Source organism: Vibrio sp. McD22-P3, assembly GCF_021568915.1.
In the GTDB taxonomy this organism is placed as follows: Bacteria; Pseudomonadota; Gammaproteobacteria; order Enterobacterales; family Vibrionaceae; genus Vibrio; species Vibrio mediterranei.
In genome coordinates this window covers 1-16,487 of record NZ_JAKGTN010000042.1, presented here as the reverse complement: position 1 = coordinate 16,487, position 16,487 = coordinate 1, and the positions used below count along the sequence as shown (strand labels likewise).

The 16,487-nt window shown below is 46.2% G+C and carries 12 protein-coding genes and 1 pseudogene; 1 reads left to right on the top strand and 12 read right to left on the bottom strand.

Features of this window, described 5'->3' with window-relative positions; translation table 11 throughout:
- Window positions 1-146 precede the first annotated feature (146 nt).
- The 3 genes from L2W36_RS26685 to nudC form a co-directional block, all read right to left on the bottom strand.
- Entirely contained in the window at window positions 147-677 is a 531-nt protein-coding gene (locus L2W36_RS26685) for a DUF4136 domain-containing protein (protein WP_236112002.1), read from the bottom strand.
- A 101-nt stretch (window positions 678-778) separates the two neighbouring features.
- Window positions 779-1,846, bottom strand: a complete 1,068-nt coding sequence (gene hemE, locus L2W36_RS26680) for a uroporphyrinogen decarboxylase (RefSeq protein ID WP_006071299.1) — start codon at window positions 1,844-1,846, stop codon at window positions 779-781.
- Window positions 1,847-2,155: 309 nt separating this feature from the next.
- Entirely contained in the window at window positions 2,156-2,929 is a 774-nt protein-coding gene (gene nudC / locus L2W36_RS26675) for an NAD(+) diphosphatase (RefSeq protein ID WP_124941201.1), read from the bottom strand.
- A 164-nt stretch (window positions 2,930-3,093) separates the two neighbouring features.
- Between nudC and L2W36_RS26670 the strand changes: the two genes are divergently transcribed.
- Entirely contained in the window at window positions 3,094-3,582 is a 489-nt protein-coding gene (locus L2W36_RS26670; protein WP_031493852.1) for an Rsd/AlgQ family anti-sigma factor, read from the top strand.
- A gap of 520 nt (window positions 3,583-4,102) precedes the next feature.
- Here the strand turns inward: L2W36_RS26670 and rpoC are convergent.
- The 9 genes and pseudogenes from rpoC to L2W36_RS26625 form a co-directional block, all read right to left on the bottom strand.
- On the bottom strand, window positions 4,103-8,305 hold the full coding sequence (gene rpoC, locus L2W36_RS26665) for a DNA-directed RNA polymerase subunit beta' (protein WP_006071303.1): 4,203 nt from the start codon (window positions 8,303-8,305) through the stop codon (window positions 4,103-4,105).
- A gap of 87 nt (window positions 8,306-8,392) precedes the next feature.
- Window positions 8,393-12,418, bottom strand: coding sequence for a DNA-directed RNA polymerase subunit beta (gene rpoB, locus L2W36_RS26660; RefSeq protein WP_006071304.1), 4,026 nt, complete (start codon window positions 12,416-12,418; stop codon window positions 8,393-8,395).
- Window positions 12,419-12,667: 249 nt separating this feature from the next.
- On the bottom strand, window positions 12,668-13,036 hold the full coding sequence (gene rplL / locus L2W36_RS26655) for a 50S ribosomal protein L7/L12 (RefSeq protein WP_031493851.1): 369 nt from the start codon (window positions 13,034-13,036) through the stop codon (window positions 12,668-12,670).
- Window positions 13,037-13,095: 59 nt separating this feature from the next.
- Window positions 13,096-13,590 (bottom strand): 50S ribosomal protein L10, encoded by a 495-nt coding sequence (rplJ, locus tag L2W36_RS26650; protein ID WP_038231063.1) that lies wholly within the window; start codon window positions 13,588-13,590, stop codon window positions 13,096-13,098.
- A gap of 259 nt (window positions 13,591-13,849) precedes the next feature.
- Window positions 13,850-14,551: a 50S ribosomal protein L1 gene (gene rplA / locus L2W36_RS26645; RefSeq protein ID WP_031496662.1), complete on the bottom strand. Its 702-nt coding sequence runs from the start codon at window positions 14,549-14,551 to the stop codon at window positions 13,850-13,852.
- Between the two features lie 4 nt (window positions 14,552-14,555).
- A complete protein-coding gene (gene rplK / locus L2W36_RS26640; RefSeq protein ID WP_008078231.1) occupies window positions 14,556-14,984 on the bottom strand; it encodes a 50S ribosomal protein L11 in 429 nt (142 codons plus the stop codon).
- 165 nt (window positions 14,985-15,149) lie between these two features.
- Window positions 15,150-15,698, bottom strand: a complete 549-nt coding sequence (gene nusG, locus L2W36_RS26635) for a transcription termination/antitermination protein NusG (RefSeq protein WP_031496663.1) — start codon at window positions 15,696-15,698, stop codon at window positions 15,150-15,152.
- A gap of 13 nt (window positions 15,699-15,711) precedes the next feature.
- Complete coding sequence (gene secE, locus L2W36_RS26630) at window positions 15,712-16,089, bottom strand: preprotein translocase subunit SecE (RefSeq protein ID WP_031496664.1); 378 nt, start codon at window positions 16,087-16,089, stop codon at window positions 15,712-15,714.
- Window positions 16,090-16,389: 300 nt separating this feature from the next.
- Window positions 16,390-16,487: pseudogene (locus L2W36_RS26625) on the bottom strand (elongation factor Tu); the annotation flags it as partial.

Sequence of the window (16,487 nt, the reverse complement as noted above, 5' to 3'; positions counted from 1 at the left end):
GTCTTCTCAACGGACGCACCAAGCCTTAAATAGATTCCAGCCTTCGCTGGAATGACGTGAGTTGTGAATCAGTCATACTAAAAAACAGTCACACCACTCGCAGCCAGTGGAATGACGTATGTAGTAAGCCACCTGACACAGATAAACTATTTTGTAGGGTATTCTTCAAACATCTTGTGCACCTGCTCTTGCACAAACACATCTCTATCTGCGGGCTCCATGGTTTCAGTCAATTGGCGCTGTGACACCGAGCGCCATACCACATCATTCGATTTGGCATCAATAAGCTCAACGCTTAGTTTACAGAACTTCTTCTCTTTCACTCGAGTTGGCGTCCTAACCCCTACTCCATAAGCACTGTTGTATCCACCTGACCCGATACCGAAACCGAAACTTGGCCCGTCCGCCAACAACTCTGTACCTTCTAGGATGTCATAATACACCAGCACATCGGCATCTTTATCCACCAGCGTCAGCCCTCGTAATGCCATTTCATTATCGACCGCTTTTTTGATGCGAGCTCCATCAAGGCTAACAGGATCTGCACTGTTTTCTTGATATTGATAGGTTTTGAATGCTGAGAAGTTAGTACTTGAGTCGTAATCCGTCGCCACATCAGAGGCGCAACCAATGAGAAAGAGCAGCGAAGTAAGGAATGGGGTGACCACTTTAAACATAATCAGTCCTCTTAACGAGTGCCTCTGTTTAGCTTAGTCAAAAAAAGAAAAAAAGCCGTCATCTGCTTAAGATGACGGCTTTAAAAAAACATTAGCTTGATTTACTTGTGATACGGTTTAGATAACTCGTGCACCGCTTCAACAAATACACCTGCATTTTCAGGTGGCACATCTAGATGAATACCATGGCCTAAGTTGAAGACGTGACCAGTGCCACCATCACCGAAGCCTTCCAGAATGGTCGCAACTTCTTCACGAATGCGCTCTGGCTGAGCGTAAAGCATTGATGGGTCCATGTTACCTTGCAGTGCCACTTTGTCGCCGATACGCGCTTTAGCGTCCGCGATGTTAATCGTCCAGTCTAGACCTACTGCGTCACAGCCTGTCGCTGCGATTTGTTCAAGCCACATGCCGCCATTCTTAGTAAATAGCGTTACTGGAACGCGACGACCGTCGTTTTCACGTATAAGACCATCAACAATCTTGTGCATGTACTGAAGTGAGAACAAGTTGTAATCACGAGGTGTCAATACACCGCCCCATGTATCAAATACCATGACCGATTGGGCACCCGCTTTAATTTGCGCATTAAGATACTCAATAACACTGTCCGCTAACTTATCCAGTAGTGCGTGCAGAATTTGTGGCTCTGCGTACATCATCTTTTTGATCTTAGTGAAGGCTTTCGAACTGCCCCCTTCAACCATGTATGTCGCCAGCGTCCAAGGACTGCCAGAGAAACCGATAAGTGGTACATCGCCATTCAAGTCTTTACGAATTTGACGTACTGCATTCATTACATATTGCAGCTCGCCTTCTGGATCAGGTAAACCAATTTTGTCGACGTCTGCTTTGCAAGTAATAGGACGTTCAAACTTAGGACCTTCACCCGCTTCAAAGTGCAAACCTAAGCCCATCGCATCTGGAATAGTCAGGATGTCAGAAAACAGAATGGCAGCGTCGAGTGGGAAACGACGAAGCGGCTGTAGCGTCACTTCAGATGCTAACTCGGCGTTCTTACACAAAGACATAAAGTCACCAGCCACAGCACGTGTTTCGCGATACTCAGGCAGGTAACGTCCTGCTTGGCGCATCATCCATACTGGTGTGTAATCTACAGGTTGCTTTAACAACGCTCGAAGATAGCGATCGTTCTTTAATTCCGTCATTCTTTTTTCTCCAATTCGAAAGGCGTTAGTTTAACGCTAATCGTTGACCGTGTGCAGCCATAGATAACAATTCTTTTACCAAAATTTGAGGGCTATCCGGTCTTATGCTTGAACGCTCAAAAAAGAGTCACTTTGCAAGCCAGATCATATTATTAATGACCAATCTAATAGCGAATTTGCAACCCATTAATAGGAATGTTAAAAGTTTGTTTGCTAGCGAAAATTACAATAATACAACTGAGTATCGCACTCAGCATCTCATAACGACATCTTACTTACCCCCTCCGCTTGCGGAGGGTTTTTTTTATCCTACTTAACTTGCTCTGCCGTGGCATTGATCAATGCTCGGGCAATGGTCCCTTCTGGTGCCACTAGAGGCAGTGCATTGGTTTCAAACCACTGCGCATCTTTCAGCTCGGAGAAGTCAGGTTTAATTTCACCACTCTCATAATCAGCCAAAAACGCCATCATCATGCTTGATGGAAACGCCCAAGGTTGGCTGCCGAAATAGCGAATGTTCCCCACCTTAATGCCCGTTTCCTCTTCCACTTCGCGTGCGACACATGTTTCTAGGGTTTCGCCCACTTCTAAAAACCCAGCAATCACGGTATACATGCCGCCTGCATGGCGATTATGCTGAGCTAATAGAATCTGCGACCCTTTGCGGACCGCCACAATAATGCATGGGAAAATTCGTGGATAATGTAGCGTTCGGCAATCTTGGCATTGCATAGCCAGTTGATTGTGATTGAGATGATTTCGTCCACCACATTGAGGGCAAAATCGCATCGACTGACTCATGTAGCCATATTGGATAGCTTTGGATAACTGGTAGAAAAGCGCCTCTGGTAAATGCAGTAACTCACGTAAAGAAGTAAGTGGTCGCTCACCGTCTAGGTCTGCATCATTGAGCCACATTACTGGTGTACCTTCAAACTCTCCAACCTGAATAGCCTGCGCCGCTGGGAGTTGAAATTGCTCCGCCGAACCCTGCGGCACCTCACCGTCTACAAGCCATAGTTCGTTCCCTGACACCACACACCAATAAGCTTGATGAATGTGGTTTTCACTTTTTTTTAACATCATGAATCCTCATTGCTTGCAGTTCGACCATTTTACTGGCAATCTAAATTCATACCAGCTAGAAAAACGAAATTCTAATTCTGGTACCATGAGAAACGACTTCTCAGTAACTCTTTGTCATTACAAAGCTAGAGACTGCCTATTGCGGTCCCGATCATGAGGACATGGTCATGTTAAATAAATTCAAACAAGTACAAGAACAATGGGGTGGCTCCAGCGAAGTCATCGACCACTGGCTAGAAACTCGCCAAGCGCTTATCGTCGAATACTGTAAGCTTGGTTCTCTGCAACCTTCTCAAGCTCAATCCAACGTCGTCGAGCTGCCTTCTCCTAAAGACATCGGTTCCTTTTGCGACCATCTTGTCGACTATATCTCTGAAGGTCATTTTAAGATCTACGATATGGTCATGGATAAGTGGAAAGCGACTGGCTTCAAGACCAACGATGAGATTGATGCCGCTTACGCCAAGATTGTCCTGACCACTGATCCACTGCTTGAATTCAATGATAAGTACAAGAAAGTGGATGATGAGATGCCTAGTTTCGAACAGGACATGTCAAAAGTTGGGGAGATCTTAGAGTTACGCTTTGCGGTAGAAGATAAGCTGATCCAACTGATTGCTGATAGTTTAGCGATTCCACCAGGGGCGTAGAGGACGCGATTGTTAGCAACAATAGGCTTATAGCTTTGACAGGCCCGCAGTGAGGGTCTGTTCTGTTGCGTCTTCGCCTTCTATACCATCATCACCCTAGACTTTCGTCACCCTTGCGAAGGCAGGGGGCTACTCAACGTGGGTCTCTAGGCCTCAGCTAGATTCCTGTCTACACCGGAATGACGGTAGCTATGAATTAGCCTATTTAAAAATTATCGCACCTGAAACCATCGTCCCCCGAAACCATTGTCATCTAAGACTATCGTCACCCCTGCGAAGGCAGGGGTCTACTCATAAACTAATACCAAGTCTCAGCTAGATTCCTGTCCGCACAGGAATGACGGTAGCTATGAACTAGCCTATTTAAAAAATATCGTACCTGAGACCATCGTCACCCCTGCGAAGGCAGGGGTCTCACCAAACCTCAGCCAGATTCCTGTCTGCACCGCAATGGCAATAGAGCGAAAATTCAGATACAAAAAAGGCGCCTTTCGGCGCCTTTTGTCATTTCTTTCTACGATTACTCGTCAGAAGAGAAACCTGCGTTTAGTAGCGCAGCTAGGTTATCCGTCGCTTGTTCAGCTGATGGACCTTCCTGAGCTTCGTCACGCTTAGCTTGACGGTCTTGGTGATACGCAAAACCAGTACCCGCTGGGATCAGACGACCCACGATAACGTTCTCTTTCAGACCACGTAGATCATCACGCTTACCAGATACCGCTGCCTCTGTTAGTACGCGCGTCGTTTCTTGGAACGATGCCGCAGAGATGAACGATTCTGTTGCTAGAGATGCCTTAGTGATACCTAGTAGGTCACGCTCAAAACGTACAAGTTCTTTGCCTTCAGCTTCTAGCTGACGGTTTGCGATCTTAACGCTTGAGTATTCAACCTGCTCGCCTGGTAGGAACTCAGAGTCACCTGCATGCGTGATTGTACACTTACGTAGCATTTGACGAACGATAGTCTCGATGTGCTTATCGTTAATCTTTACACCCTGTAGACGGTATACTTCTTGAACTTCGTTCGCGATGTATTGAGTCACAGCGTGAATACCACGCAGACGTAGAATGTCATGCGGAGTTTCTGGACCATCAGCGATTACGTCACCACGCTCAACGCGCTCACCTTCGAACACGTTTAGCTGACGATGCTTAGGAATCATCTCTTCGTAGTTATCGCCACCATCACGAGTGATGATTAGACGACGCTTACCTTTCGTCTCTTTACCGAATGAAACGGTACCAGAGTGCTCAGCAAGAATTGCTGGCTCTTTTGGTTTACGAGCTTCGAATAGGTCCGCAACGCGAGGTAGACCACCGGTGATATCTTTGTTACCGCCAGATTTTTGTGGGATACGTGCTAACGTGTCACCCACACCTACTTCTGCGCCATCTTCGATGTTCACAATCGCTTTACCTGGTAGGAAGTAAAGTGCTGGCATTTCTGTGCCTGCGATCATTACGTCTTTACCATGCTCATCAACAAGTTTGATAGCTGGACGCATATCTTTACCTGCTGCTGGGCGAGCGGCTGCTTCTGTTACTTCGCTTGAAGATAGACCTGTTAGGTCATCTGTTTGACGAGAAACAGTTACGCCATCGATCATGTCTACGAATTGGATACGACCCGCTACTTCAGTAATGATTGGCAGCGTGTGCGCTTCCCAGTTCGCTACTGTTTCACCAGCTTGAACTGCATCGCCATCACCTTTAGTTAGCAATGAACCGTAAGGAAGTTTGTGCTTCTCTTTAGTACGGCCAAACTCATCGATAATCGTCATTTCTGACGCACGAGAGGTGATAACCAGTTTCTTATCTTTGTTGATAACAAACTTAGCGTTGTGAAGCTTCACAGAACCTGTGTTTTTCGCCTGGATGCTGTTCTCTGCTGCTGCAGTAGATGCCGCACCACCGATGTGGAACGTACGCATCGTAAGCTGTGTACCCGGTTCACCGATAGACTGAGCAGCGATAACGCCCACTGCTTCACCTTGGTTCACTAGGTGACCACGTGCTAGGTCACGACCGTAACACTGTGCACAACAACCGAAGTCTGCATCACAGGTAACTACTGAGCGCACTTTCATGCTATCTACAGAGTTATCTTCCATGATCTGACACCACTTCTCATCAATTAGAGTGTTACGTGGAATCAGAACATCTTCAGTACCTGGCTTAAGAACGTCTTCAGCAACTACACGACCAAGCGCTAGCTCAGAAAGTGCAACTTTAACGTCACCACCTTCGATATGAGGCATCATATCGATACCTTCGTGCGTACCACAGTCGTGCTCGTGAACAACTACGTCCTGAGCAACGTCTACTAGACGACGAGTTAGGTAACCCGAGTTCGCTGTCTTCAGTGCCGTATCCGCAAGACCCTTACGAGCACCGTGCGTTGAGATAAAGTACTGAAGTACGTTTAGACCTTCTTTAAAGTTCGCAGTGATCGGTGTTTCGATGATTGAGCCATCTGGACGAGCCATCAGACCACGCATACCAGCTAGCTGACGAATCTGAGCTGCAGAACCACGAGCGCCCGAGTCAGCCATCATATAGATGCTGTTGAATGACTCTTGTTGCTCTTCCGCACCTTCACGGTTAATTACCGTTTCAGATGAAAGGTTGTCCATCATCGCTTTCGCTACGCGATCGTTGGTCGATGCCCAAATATCGATCACTTTGTTGTAGCGCTCACCCGCAGTTACAAGACCAGATTGGAACTGTTCTTGAATTTCGCGAACTTCTTCTTCCGCTGATTCGATTTCGTCGTACTTCGCTTGAGGTACAACCATGTCATCGATACCAACTGATACACCAGAAAGTGCAGCGTATGCAAAACCTGCGTACATCACTTGGTCAGCAAAGATTACTGTATCTTTCAGACCCAGCTTACGGTAAGCCTCGTTAAGTAGGTTAGAGATTTGCTTCTTACCTAGCTTTTGGTTTACCAAGCTGTATGGAAGACCTGCAGGAACGATTTGCCACAGCATTGCACGACCGATAGTCGTATCGACCATCTTCGTTTCTGTTGTGCTGTTGCCATCTTCGTCCACTACCGTTTCAGTGATACGTACTTTAACGCGAGCGTGTAGCTCTGCGCTCTTAGTACGGTATGCCTTCTCAGCCTCTTCAGGGCCAGCAAGGTACATACCTTCACCTTTCACGTTGATCTTTTCACGAGTCATGTAGTAAAGACCCAATACAACGTCCTGAGAAGGTACGATGATCGGATCACCCGACGCTGGCGACAGAATGTTGTTTGTCGACATCATCAGTGTACGAGCTTCAAGCTGTGCTTCTAGAGTTAGAGGCACGTGAACCGCCATTTGGTCACCATCGAAGTCCGCGTTATACGCCGCACACACTAGTGGGTGTAGCTGAATCGCTTTACCTTCGATTAGTACTGGCTCGAACGCCTGGATACCAAGACGGTGAAGTGTTGGTGCACGGTTCAATAGTACTGGGTGCTCGCGGATTACTTCGTCTAGGATATCCCAAACGATCGCTTCTTCGCGCTCTACCATCTTCTTAGCTGCTTTGATTGTCGTCGCCATGCCACGAGTTTCTAGCTTGCTGTAGATAAATGGTTTGAATAGCTCTAGTGCCATCTTCTTAGGAAGACCACACTGGTGTAGACGAAGGTATGGACCTACTGTGATTACAGAACGGCCAGAGTAGTCTACACGCTTACCAAGTAGGTTCTGACGGAAACGACCTTGTTTACCCTTGATCATATCAGCAAGAGATTTCAGAGGACGCTTGTTCGAACCTGTAATTGCACGACCGCGACGACCGTTATCTAGAAGGGCATCAACAGACTCTTGCAACATACGCTTTTCGTTACGTACGATGATGTCTGGAGCCGCTAGCTCTAGAAGACGCTTCAAACGGTTGTTACGGTTGATTACGCGACGGTATAGATCGTTCAGATCAGACGTTGCAAAACGACCGCCATCTAGTGGTACTAGAGGACGTAGATCTGGCGGAAGAACCGGAAGCACAGTTAGGATCATCCACTCAGGGTTGTTACCTGATGCAATGAACGCTTCAACTAGCTTCAGACGCTTAGTGATCTTCTTACGCTTAGTTTCTGAGTTAGTAGACTCAAGTTCTTCGCGCATCATCTCTGCTTCAGCGTGCATGTCCATAGTGGCAAGCAGATCTTTGATCGCTTCTGCACCCATCTTAGCAGTGAATTCGTCACCCCATTCTTCTAGACGATCAAGATACTCTTCTTCAGTTAGCATCTGACCTTTTTCTAGATCCGTCATACCTGGTTCAGTTACTACGTACATTTCGAAGTAAAGAACACGCTCGATATCACGTAGCGGGATGTCCATTAGCAAACCGATACGAGATGGTAGCGATTTTAGGAACCAGATGTGAGCGACAGGAGACGCAAGCTCGATGTGGCCCATACGGTCACGACGAACTTTAGTTTGCGTTACTTCAACGCCACACTTCTCACAGATAACACCACGGTGTTTCAGACGCTTGTATTTGCCACAAAGACATTCGTAGTCTTTAACTGGACCAAAAATACGCGCACAGAACAGACCATCGCGCTCAGGTTTGAACGTACGATAGTTGATCGTCTCAGGTTTTTTAACTTCACCAAAAGACCATGAACGAATCATGTCTGGTGAAGATAGACCGATTTTGATTGCATCAAATTCTTCGGTCTTATGCTGTGCTTTTAGAAAGTTTAATAAGTCTTTCACAATCAGCTCCTGTAAGGAGTTTAAAAAGGTGCTCGCTTGGTCAGCAAACCTGCGCGAGCCCCTTTTCTACCAGATAATCCTGATGGATTATTCGTCTTCTAGCTCGATGTTGATACCTAGCGAGCGGATCTCTTTCAACAGTACGTTGAACGATTCTGGCATGCCAGGTTCCATGCTGTGGTTACCATCGACGATGTTCTTATACATCTTCGTACGGCCGTTAACGTCATCAGACTTAACCGTTAGCATTTCTTGAAGCGTATATGCTGCACCGTATGCTTCTAGTGCCCATACTTCCATCTCACCGAAACGCTGACCACCGAACTGAGCTTTACCACCAAGTGGTTGCTGAGTTACTAGGCTGTACGAACCAGTTGAACGAGCGTGCATCTTGTCATCAACAAGGTGGTTCAGTTTCAGCATGTACATGTAACCTACAGTTACAGGACGCTCAAACGCATCACCAGTACGACCGTCAAACAGAGTTAGCTGACCAGATTCTGGTAGGTCACCCAGTTTTAGAAGTTCTTTAATAGACTTCTCAGACGCACCGTCAAAGACAGGTGTAGCAATCGGTAGACCGCCACGTAGGTTCTTAACCAAAGTACGTACTTCGTCATCAGACAGTGATGCAATATCAACGTTCTGACGAGTACCACCTAGATCGTAAACCTTCTGCAGGAATTCGCGGAATTTCGCTAGCTCTTGCTGCTCTTTAACCATCTGGTTGATCTTGTCACCGATACCTTTCGCTGCCAGACCTAAGTGAACCTCAAGGATCTGACCGATGTTCATACGCGAAGGTACACCCAGTGGGTTAAGTACGATGTCGACAGGTTGACCCTTCTCATCGTAAGGCATGTCTTCAACAGGGTTGATCTTAGAGATAACACCCTTGTTACCGTGACGACCCGCCATCTTATCACCAGGCTGGATACGACGTTTAACCGCTAGGTAAACTTTAACAATCTTAAGAACGCCAGGCGCTAGGTCATCACCTTGAGTGATCTTACGACGCTTAGTTTCAAACTTCTTATCAAAGTCTGCACGTAGCTCGTCGTACTGCTCTGCAAGTTGCTCAAGCTGAGATTGCAATGCATCGTCTTCTAGCGTTAGTTCTAGCCACTTCTTACGATCGATAGTATCTAGTTTAGCGTCAGAGTAACCACCTTGAAGTAATACAGCTTTCACACGGTTTAGAAGGCCACCCTCAAGAATCTGGAATTCTTCAGTTAGGTCTTTCTTCGCTTCTTTCAGCTGCATTTGCTCGATTTCTAGAGCACGCTTGTCTTTCTCTACACCATCGCGAGTGAAGACTTGAACGTCAATGATGGTACCTGAAACAGAGTTAGGTACACGTAGTGAAGTATCTTTAACGTCAGATGCTTTTTCACCGAAGATCGCGCGTAGTAGCTTCTCTTCAGGAGTTAGCTGAGTTTCACCTTTAGGCGTTACTTTACCAACTAGGATGTCGCCACCCTTAACTTCAGCACCGATGTAAACGATACCTGACTCGTCTAGTTTAGACAGAGCAGACTCACCTACGTTTGGAATATCCGCTGTGATCTCTTCAGAACCCAGCTTAGTATCACGTGCCACACAAGAAAGCTCTTGGATGTGGATAGTCGTGAAGCGGTCTTCTTGAACTACGCGCTCAGATACTAAGATCGAGTCTTCGAAGTTGTAACCGTTCCAAGGCATGAACGCGATACGCATGTTTTGACCAAGCGCTAGTTCACCAAGGTCTGTTGAAGGACCATCAGCAAGAACGTCACCACGTGCTACTGGTTCACCAGGTAGTACAGTTGGGCGCTGGTTAATACAAGTGTTCTGGTTAGAACGCGTGTACTTAGTTAGGTTGTAGATGTCGATACCTGCTTCGCCAGGGATCAGCTCGTCTTCGTTAACTTTGATAACGATACGAGAAGCATCTACAGACTGAACTGTACCACCACGTTTAGCTACTGCTGTAACACCAGAGTCAACCGCTACATTGCGCTCGATACCAGTACCAACTAGAGGCTTGTCAGCCTTAAGTGTTGGAACAGCCTGACGTTGCATGTTCGCACCCATCAATGCACGGTTCGCATCATCGTGTTCTAGGAACGGGATAAGCGATGCAGCGATAGATACTACTTGGTTTGTCGCAACGTCCATGTAGTTAACATGGTCGCGTGGGTGAAGACCAGATTCACCTTTTTGACGTGCAGTGATTAGCTCGTCAGCAAAAGTACCTTCTTCAGTTAGCGCAGCGTTAGCCTGTGCGATAACGAATTGGCCCTCTTCGATTGCTGATAGGTAATCAACTTCGTCAGTTACTACACCATCTACAACGCGACGGTATGGCGTCTCTAGGAAGCCGTACTCGTTACAACGCGCAAACGCAGATAGAGAGTTAATTAGACCGATGTTCGGACCTTCAGGTGTTTCGATAGGACATAGACGACCGTAGTGAGTTACGTGTACGTCACGTACTTCGAAGCCAGCACGCTCACGAGTAAGACCACCAGGACCCAATGCAGAAATACGACGTTTGTGCGTTACTTCTGAAAGCGGGTTGTTCTGGTCCATAAACTGAGAAAGCTGTGAAGAACCGAAGAATTCTTTAACTGCCGCAGAAATAGGCTTAGCGTTGATTAGGTCTTGAGGCATGATTGCATCAAGGTCACCTAGGCTCAAACGCTCTTTTACTGCACGTTCAACACGTACAAGACCAACACGGAATTGGTTCTCAGCCATTTCACCTACAGAACGGATACGACGGTTACCTAGGTGGTCGATATCATCAACTTCACCAATCCCGTTACGGATCGCGATAAGCTTCTTCATCACTTCGATGATGTCTTGCTCATCAAGCGTACCCTGCTCTAGGCCATCTTCACGACCGATAGAGCTGTTAAACTTCATACGACCAACAGTCGATAGATCATAACGCTCTTCAGAGAAGAATAGGCTTTCGAATAGTGCTTCTGCAGCTTCTTTTGTTGGCGGCTCACCAGGGCGCATCATGCGGTAGATTTCTACCAACGCAGAGATGCGGTCTACCGTGCTGTCGACACGTAGTGTGTCAGACATGAACGGACCGTGATCTAGATCGTTCGTAAATAGAACTTCTAGTTTCTTAACGCCTGCCTGAGATAGGTTCGCTAATGCTTCTAGGCTGATCTCTTGGTTTGCACCAACGATGATCTCACCTGTCGCTTCATTGATGTAGTCTTTAGAAGCTACTTTACCTACGATGTACTCGACAGGTACTTCAATGAACTCAACGCCATCTTTTTCAAGTTGACGGATGTGACGAGCAGTAACACGACGACCAGTCTCAACATAAGTCTTGCCATTGGCTTCGATATCGAATGAAGCAGTCTCACCACGTAGACGCTCAGGTACCAACTCCATAAGTAGAGTTTGGTCTTTCACTTCGAAGTTTACTTTTTCGAAGAAGATATCGAGGATTTCTTCCGACGTCTTACCTAGTGCACGAAGAATGATCGATGCTGGTAGTTTACGACGACGGTCAATACGTACGTATAGGTTATCTTTCGGGTCAAACTCGAAGTCGAGCCATGAACCACGGTAAGGAATAACACGTGCGTTATAAAGAACTTTACCTGAAGAGTGAGTCTTACCCTTATCGCTGTCGAAGAACACGCCTGGGCTTCGGTGCAGCTGGGATACGATAACCCTCTCGGTACCATTGATAACGAAGGTACCATTGTCAGTCATAAGCGGAATTTCGCCCATGTAGACTTCTTGTTCTTTAATGTCTTTTACAGTACCTGCCGGTGCGTCTCTATCAAAGATAACTAAGCGCAGTTTTACGCGTAGTGGTTTTGAATAGGTAACGCCACGAATTTGACATTCTTTAACGTCAAATACTGGCTCACCAAGACGGTAGCTAACGTATTGCAGCTCAGAATTGCCGTTATAGCTCTGAATCGGAAATACAGAACGAAAAGCAGCTTCAAGTCCATATTGTCCTTCAGGATCCTGTTCGATAAATTTGTCGAACGAATCGAGCTGGATCGATAGCAGGTATGGAATGTCCAAAACTTGTGGACGAGTACCAAAGTCCTTACGGATGCGCTTTTTCTCGGTATAAGAGTAAACCATGGGGTTCCTCAGCTCGCTGATAAGTGACCCAAACTGCCCGTCCATCCTAGTTACTTAAGGTGGAGTATGGGGCAGTGACTAACAACTGTTTACTGTAGTGACGTTAACTCAAGCGTCGAGCAACGTTTTTTGCATGGTACGTAGATGCTTAAACAGCAGGAAAATTCATCTACGCCCTACAGCGCAAAAAGGCCGGTGGTCAATAAACCACCAGCCATTAGCCTGTTAGGCTAAGAAATTAAGTAATAATTACTTAACTTCAACAGAAGCACCAGCTTCTTCTAGCTGAGCTTTAAGAGCTTCAGCTTCAGCTTTGTCAACGCCTTCTTTTAGAGGTGCTGGAGCTGAGTCTACAAGACCTTTAGCTTCTTTAAGGCCTAGACCTGTTGCGCCACGTACCGCTTTGATAACAGCAACTTTGTTACCGCCAGCAGCAGTTAGGATTACGTCGAATTCAGTTTGCTCAGCAGCAGCTTCGCCACCAGCAGCACCGCCAGCTACAACAGCAGCTGCAGCAGATACGCCGAATTTCTCTTCCATAGCTTCGATAAGCTCAACAACTTGCATTACAGACATTTCTGCAACTGCGTCTAGGATTTGCTCGTTAGTAATAGACATAACAATTCTCTTTTAAGTCAACAATAAGTTTATTTTGCAACCAGTAAAAAGCAAGCTGATTAAGCAGCTTCTTCTTGCTTCTGGTCGCGTAGTGCAGCGATAGTACGTACCAGCTTGCCTGCAGAAGCTTCTTTCATGCACATCATTAGGCGTGCAATTGCTTCGTCGTAAGTTGGTAGTGTCGCTAGTACTTCAGCATCAGTAACCGCGCCTTCAAATGCAGCAGCTTTGATCTCGAATTCTTTGTTCTCTTTAGCGAAGTCTTTGAAAAGACGCGCTGCAGCACCTGGGTGCTCGTTAGAGAATGCAAGTAGAGTTGGACCAGTGAAAGTGTCAGTTAGACACTCATACTCAGTACCTTCTACTGCACGGCGTGCTAGAGTGTTACGAACAACTCTCATGTAAACACCCGCTTCACGCGCTTGTTTACGTAGAGAAGTCATCGCGCCTACTTCAACGCCACGAGAGTCAGCTACAACTGCAGAAAGTGCACCACTGGCTGCTTCGTTGACTTCAGCAACAATTGCTTTTTTGTCTTGAAGGTTTAAAGCCATCTTGGATTTACTCCTGGTTGTTTTTACACCACCCGAAATCTTCACGATTTTGGGAGTTCATACGGTGCTTTTTCCAGAAGAAAGATAAACGTTAAGTTCAACTTCCTTTCAGTCTGGCACCATCTACGTAGGTATGATTAAGTTCTTTTCAGAACGCCTACGGTCTTGGACGGAGGCTAAATTCCCTAAGGAGTTTCAGCCCCAACCACAAATTTGATAGGCGCAAAATTATACATAATTTCTGCGCCTATGCAAGCAATTAAGCTTGAGTGTTTAGTGTAGATTGATCTACAGAAACACCAGCACCCATAGTAGTAGAGATGCTTACTTTCTTCAGGAAAGTACCTTTCGCTGAAGACGGCTTCGCTTTCTTAAGCGCAACTAGTAGAGCTTCTAGGTTCTCTTGTAGTTGGTTCGCTTCGAAGTTCACTTTACCGATTGTAGTGTGAATGATGCCGTTTTTGTCGTTACGGTAACGAACCTGACCAGCTTTAGCGTTCTTAACAGCTTCAGCAACGTTAGGAGTTACGGTACCAACTTTAGGGTTTGGCATAAGACCGCGAGGACCTAGGATAGTACCTAGTTGACCAACAACACGCATTGCATCTGGAGAAGCAACAACTACGTCGAAGTTCATTTCGCCTTTCTTAACTTGCTCAGCAAGATCTTCCATACCAACGATGTCTGCGCCAGCTTCTTTAGCTGCTTCAGCGTTTGCACCTTGAGTGAACACTGCAACGCGGATTTCGCGGCCAGTACCGTGAGGTAGTACAGTTGCACCACGTACGTTCTGGTCAGATTTACGAGCATCGATGCCTAGGTTAACAGCAACGTCTACAGACTCAACGAATTTAGCAGTTGCTAGTTCTTTAAGAAGAGCTACAGCTTCGTTGATTTCGTATTCTTTAGTTACTTCAACTTTTTCGCGGATAACGCGCATACGCTTAGTAAGTTTTGCCATGATCTTAACCCTCTACCACTAGGCCCATTGAACGAGCAGTACCCGCAATAGAACGCTTCATCGCTTCAATGTCAGCACCAGTCATATCAGCAGCTTTAGTTTCTGCGATTTCTTGGATTTGAGCGTCAGTCACTGTACCCACTTTTTCAGTGTTAGGACGACCTGAACCAGACTTAACGCCAGCAGCTTTCTTAAGAAGAACAGCAGCAGGTGGAGTCTTAGTTACGAACGTGAAAGAACGGTCGTTGTAAACAGTGATAACTACTGGAGTCGGTAGACCTTTCTCAATAGATTCTGTTTTTGCGTTGAACGCTTTACAGAATTCCATGATGTTCACACCGTGTTGACCTAGAGCAGGACCAACCGGTGGACTTGGGTTTGCCATACCAGCTGCAACTTGCAGTTTGATATAAGCTTCAACTTTCTTAGCCATGATATTTCCTAGTTTTGGGTTCAAACGCTATCCGAGTGGAAAGCTCCCCGTGTTTTGATAAAACTTTCTACAGCCAGTGCTGTAAAAAGGCGCGAAATTATAAGCATAATTCGCGCCCTATTCAACCCTAAAAAGGTGATTTTTTATACTCTTTAAAATCGAGTATTAGTCAAGCTTATCCACTTGACCGAATTCAAGCTCAACTGGTGTTGCACGACCAAAGATCGATACAGACACTTTTACGCGGCTCTTATCGTAATCCACTTCTTCAACAGTACCGTTGAAGTCAGCAAATGGACCTTCATTGACACGTACCACTTCACCCGCTTCGAACATTGTTCTTGGACGAGGAGCTTCACTAGCCTTCTCTAGACGATTTAGGATAGCGTCAGCTTCTTTATCAGTGATAGGTGCAGGACGGTCAGAGGTACCACCAATGAAGCCCATGACACGTGGCACACTGCGTACTAAGTGCCAAGACTCATCGTTCATGATCATCTGAACAAGAACGTAGCCTGGGAAGAACTTACGCTCGCTTTTACGGCGTTGGCCTGCGCGCATTTCCACAACTTCTTCAGTCGGTACTAGCACTTCGCCAAAGTACTCTTCCATTGCGTGCATTTTAATATGTTCGCGAAGAGACTGAGCCACACGTCCTTCAAAACCAGAAAAGGCTTGAACTACGTACCAGCGTTTTTTCGGAGCTTCACTCATGAATTAACACCCTCTATAACCCGGTTATGAATGCAACAAGACGAACCATAATGCCGTCGATACCCCATAACGCAAGCGCCATTACAATACTTACTGCAAGGACAATCAGCGTAGTTTGCATTGTTTCTTGGCGTGTAGGCCAAACTACTTTGCGAACTTCTACGCGAGCTTCACGTGCGAACGTGATCGCTGCCTTACCTTTTGTTGTTGTAGCTGCTACACCAAGTGCCGCAGCAATCAATACAACTACACCTGCAGCGCGAAGAACTACAGAAAGTTCTCCATACAGGTAATTACCCACAACAGCGGCGGCTAGCAGAGCAAAAGCGACAATCCACTTCATTACATCTGCTGCATTTGAGCTATCAGGAGTTTCAGCGTTTGCTTTCATAAAACCAACCTGTGACAAGTCTAACTAGACGACAACAACCCCGCTGCTGCAGGGCTTATTCCTTTAATGTTGATTAAATTTGAGTCAAACCAACATTTTAGCCAAAGGCTCAGGTAGAAATTACTTTCCAACTCAACCCTTAAAATCCTTTCTAAATTCATACAATGAGCAGTCACTGAATGAATTTTGCGCCTCTATATATAGTAGCGCAGAAAAAGGGCATCAAATGATGCCCTTTTTAGCATTGCTTAGTCAAATCTTATTCAAAGATTTTCCCAGAGCTTGCGACAATTCGAAGAATTAGTCGAAGATCTTAGCAACAACACCAGCACCTACTGTACGGCCACCTTCACGGATAGCGAAACGTAGACCTTCGTCCATTGCGATTGGAGCGATTA

Bases quoted from the DNA above. Each gene is read 5' to 3' on its own strand.
- L2W36_RS26685 (WP_236112002.1), bottom strand. From the start codon at position 677: ATGTTTAAAGTGGTCACCCCATTCCTTACTTCGCTGCTCTTTCTCATT.
- hemE (WP_006071299.1), bottom strand. From the start codon at position 1,846: ATGACGGAATTAAAGAACGATCGCTATCTTCGAGCGTTGTTAAAGCAA.
- nudC (WP_124941201.1), bottom strand. From the start codon at position 2,929: ATGTTAAAAAAAAGTGAAAACCACATTCATCAAGCTTATTGGTGTGTG.
- L2W36_RS26670 (WP_031493852.1), top strand. From the start codon at position 3,094: ATGGTCATGTTAAATAAATTCAAACAAGTACAAGAACAATGGGGTGGC.
- rpoB (WP_006071304.1), bottom strand. From the start codon at position 12,418: ATGGTTTACTCTTATACCGAGAAAAAGCGCATCCGTAAGGACTTTGGT.
- rplL (WP_031493851.1), bottom strand. From the start codon at position 13,036: ATGTCTATTACTAACGAGCAAATCCTAGACGCAGTTGCAGAAATGTCT.
- rplJ (WP_038231063.1), bottom strand. From the start codon at position 13,590: ATGGCTTTAAACCTTCAAGACAAAAAAGCAATTGTTGCTGAAGTCAAC.
- rplA (WP_031496662.1), bottom strand. From the start codon at position 14,551: ATGGCAAAACTTACTAAGCGTATGCGCGTTATCCGCGAAAAAGTTGAA.
- rplK (WP_008078231.1), bottom strand. From the start codon at position 14,984: ATGGCTAAGAAAGTTGAAGCTTATATCAAACTGCAAGTTGCAGCTGGT.
- nusG (WP_031496663.1), bottom strand. From the start codon at position 15,698: ATGAGTGAAGCTCCGAAAAAACGCTGGTACGTAGTTCAAGCCTTTTCT.
- secE (WP_031496664.1), bottom strand. From the start codon at position 16,089: ATGAAAGCAAACGCTGAAACTCCTGATAGCTCAAATGCAGCAGATGTA.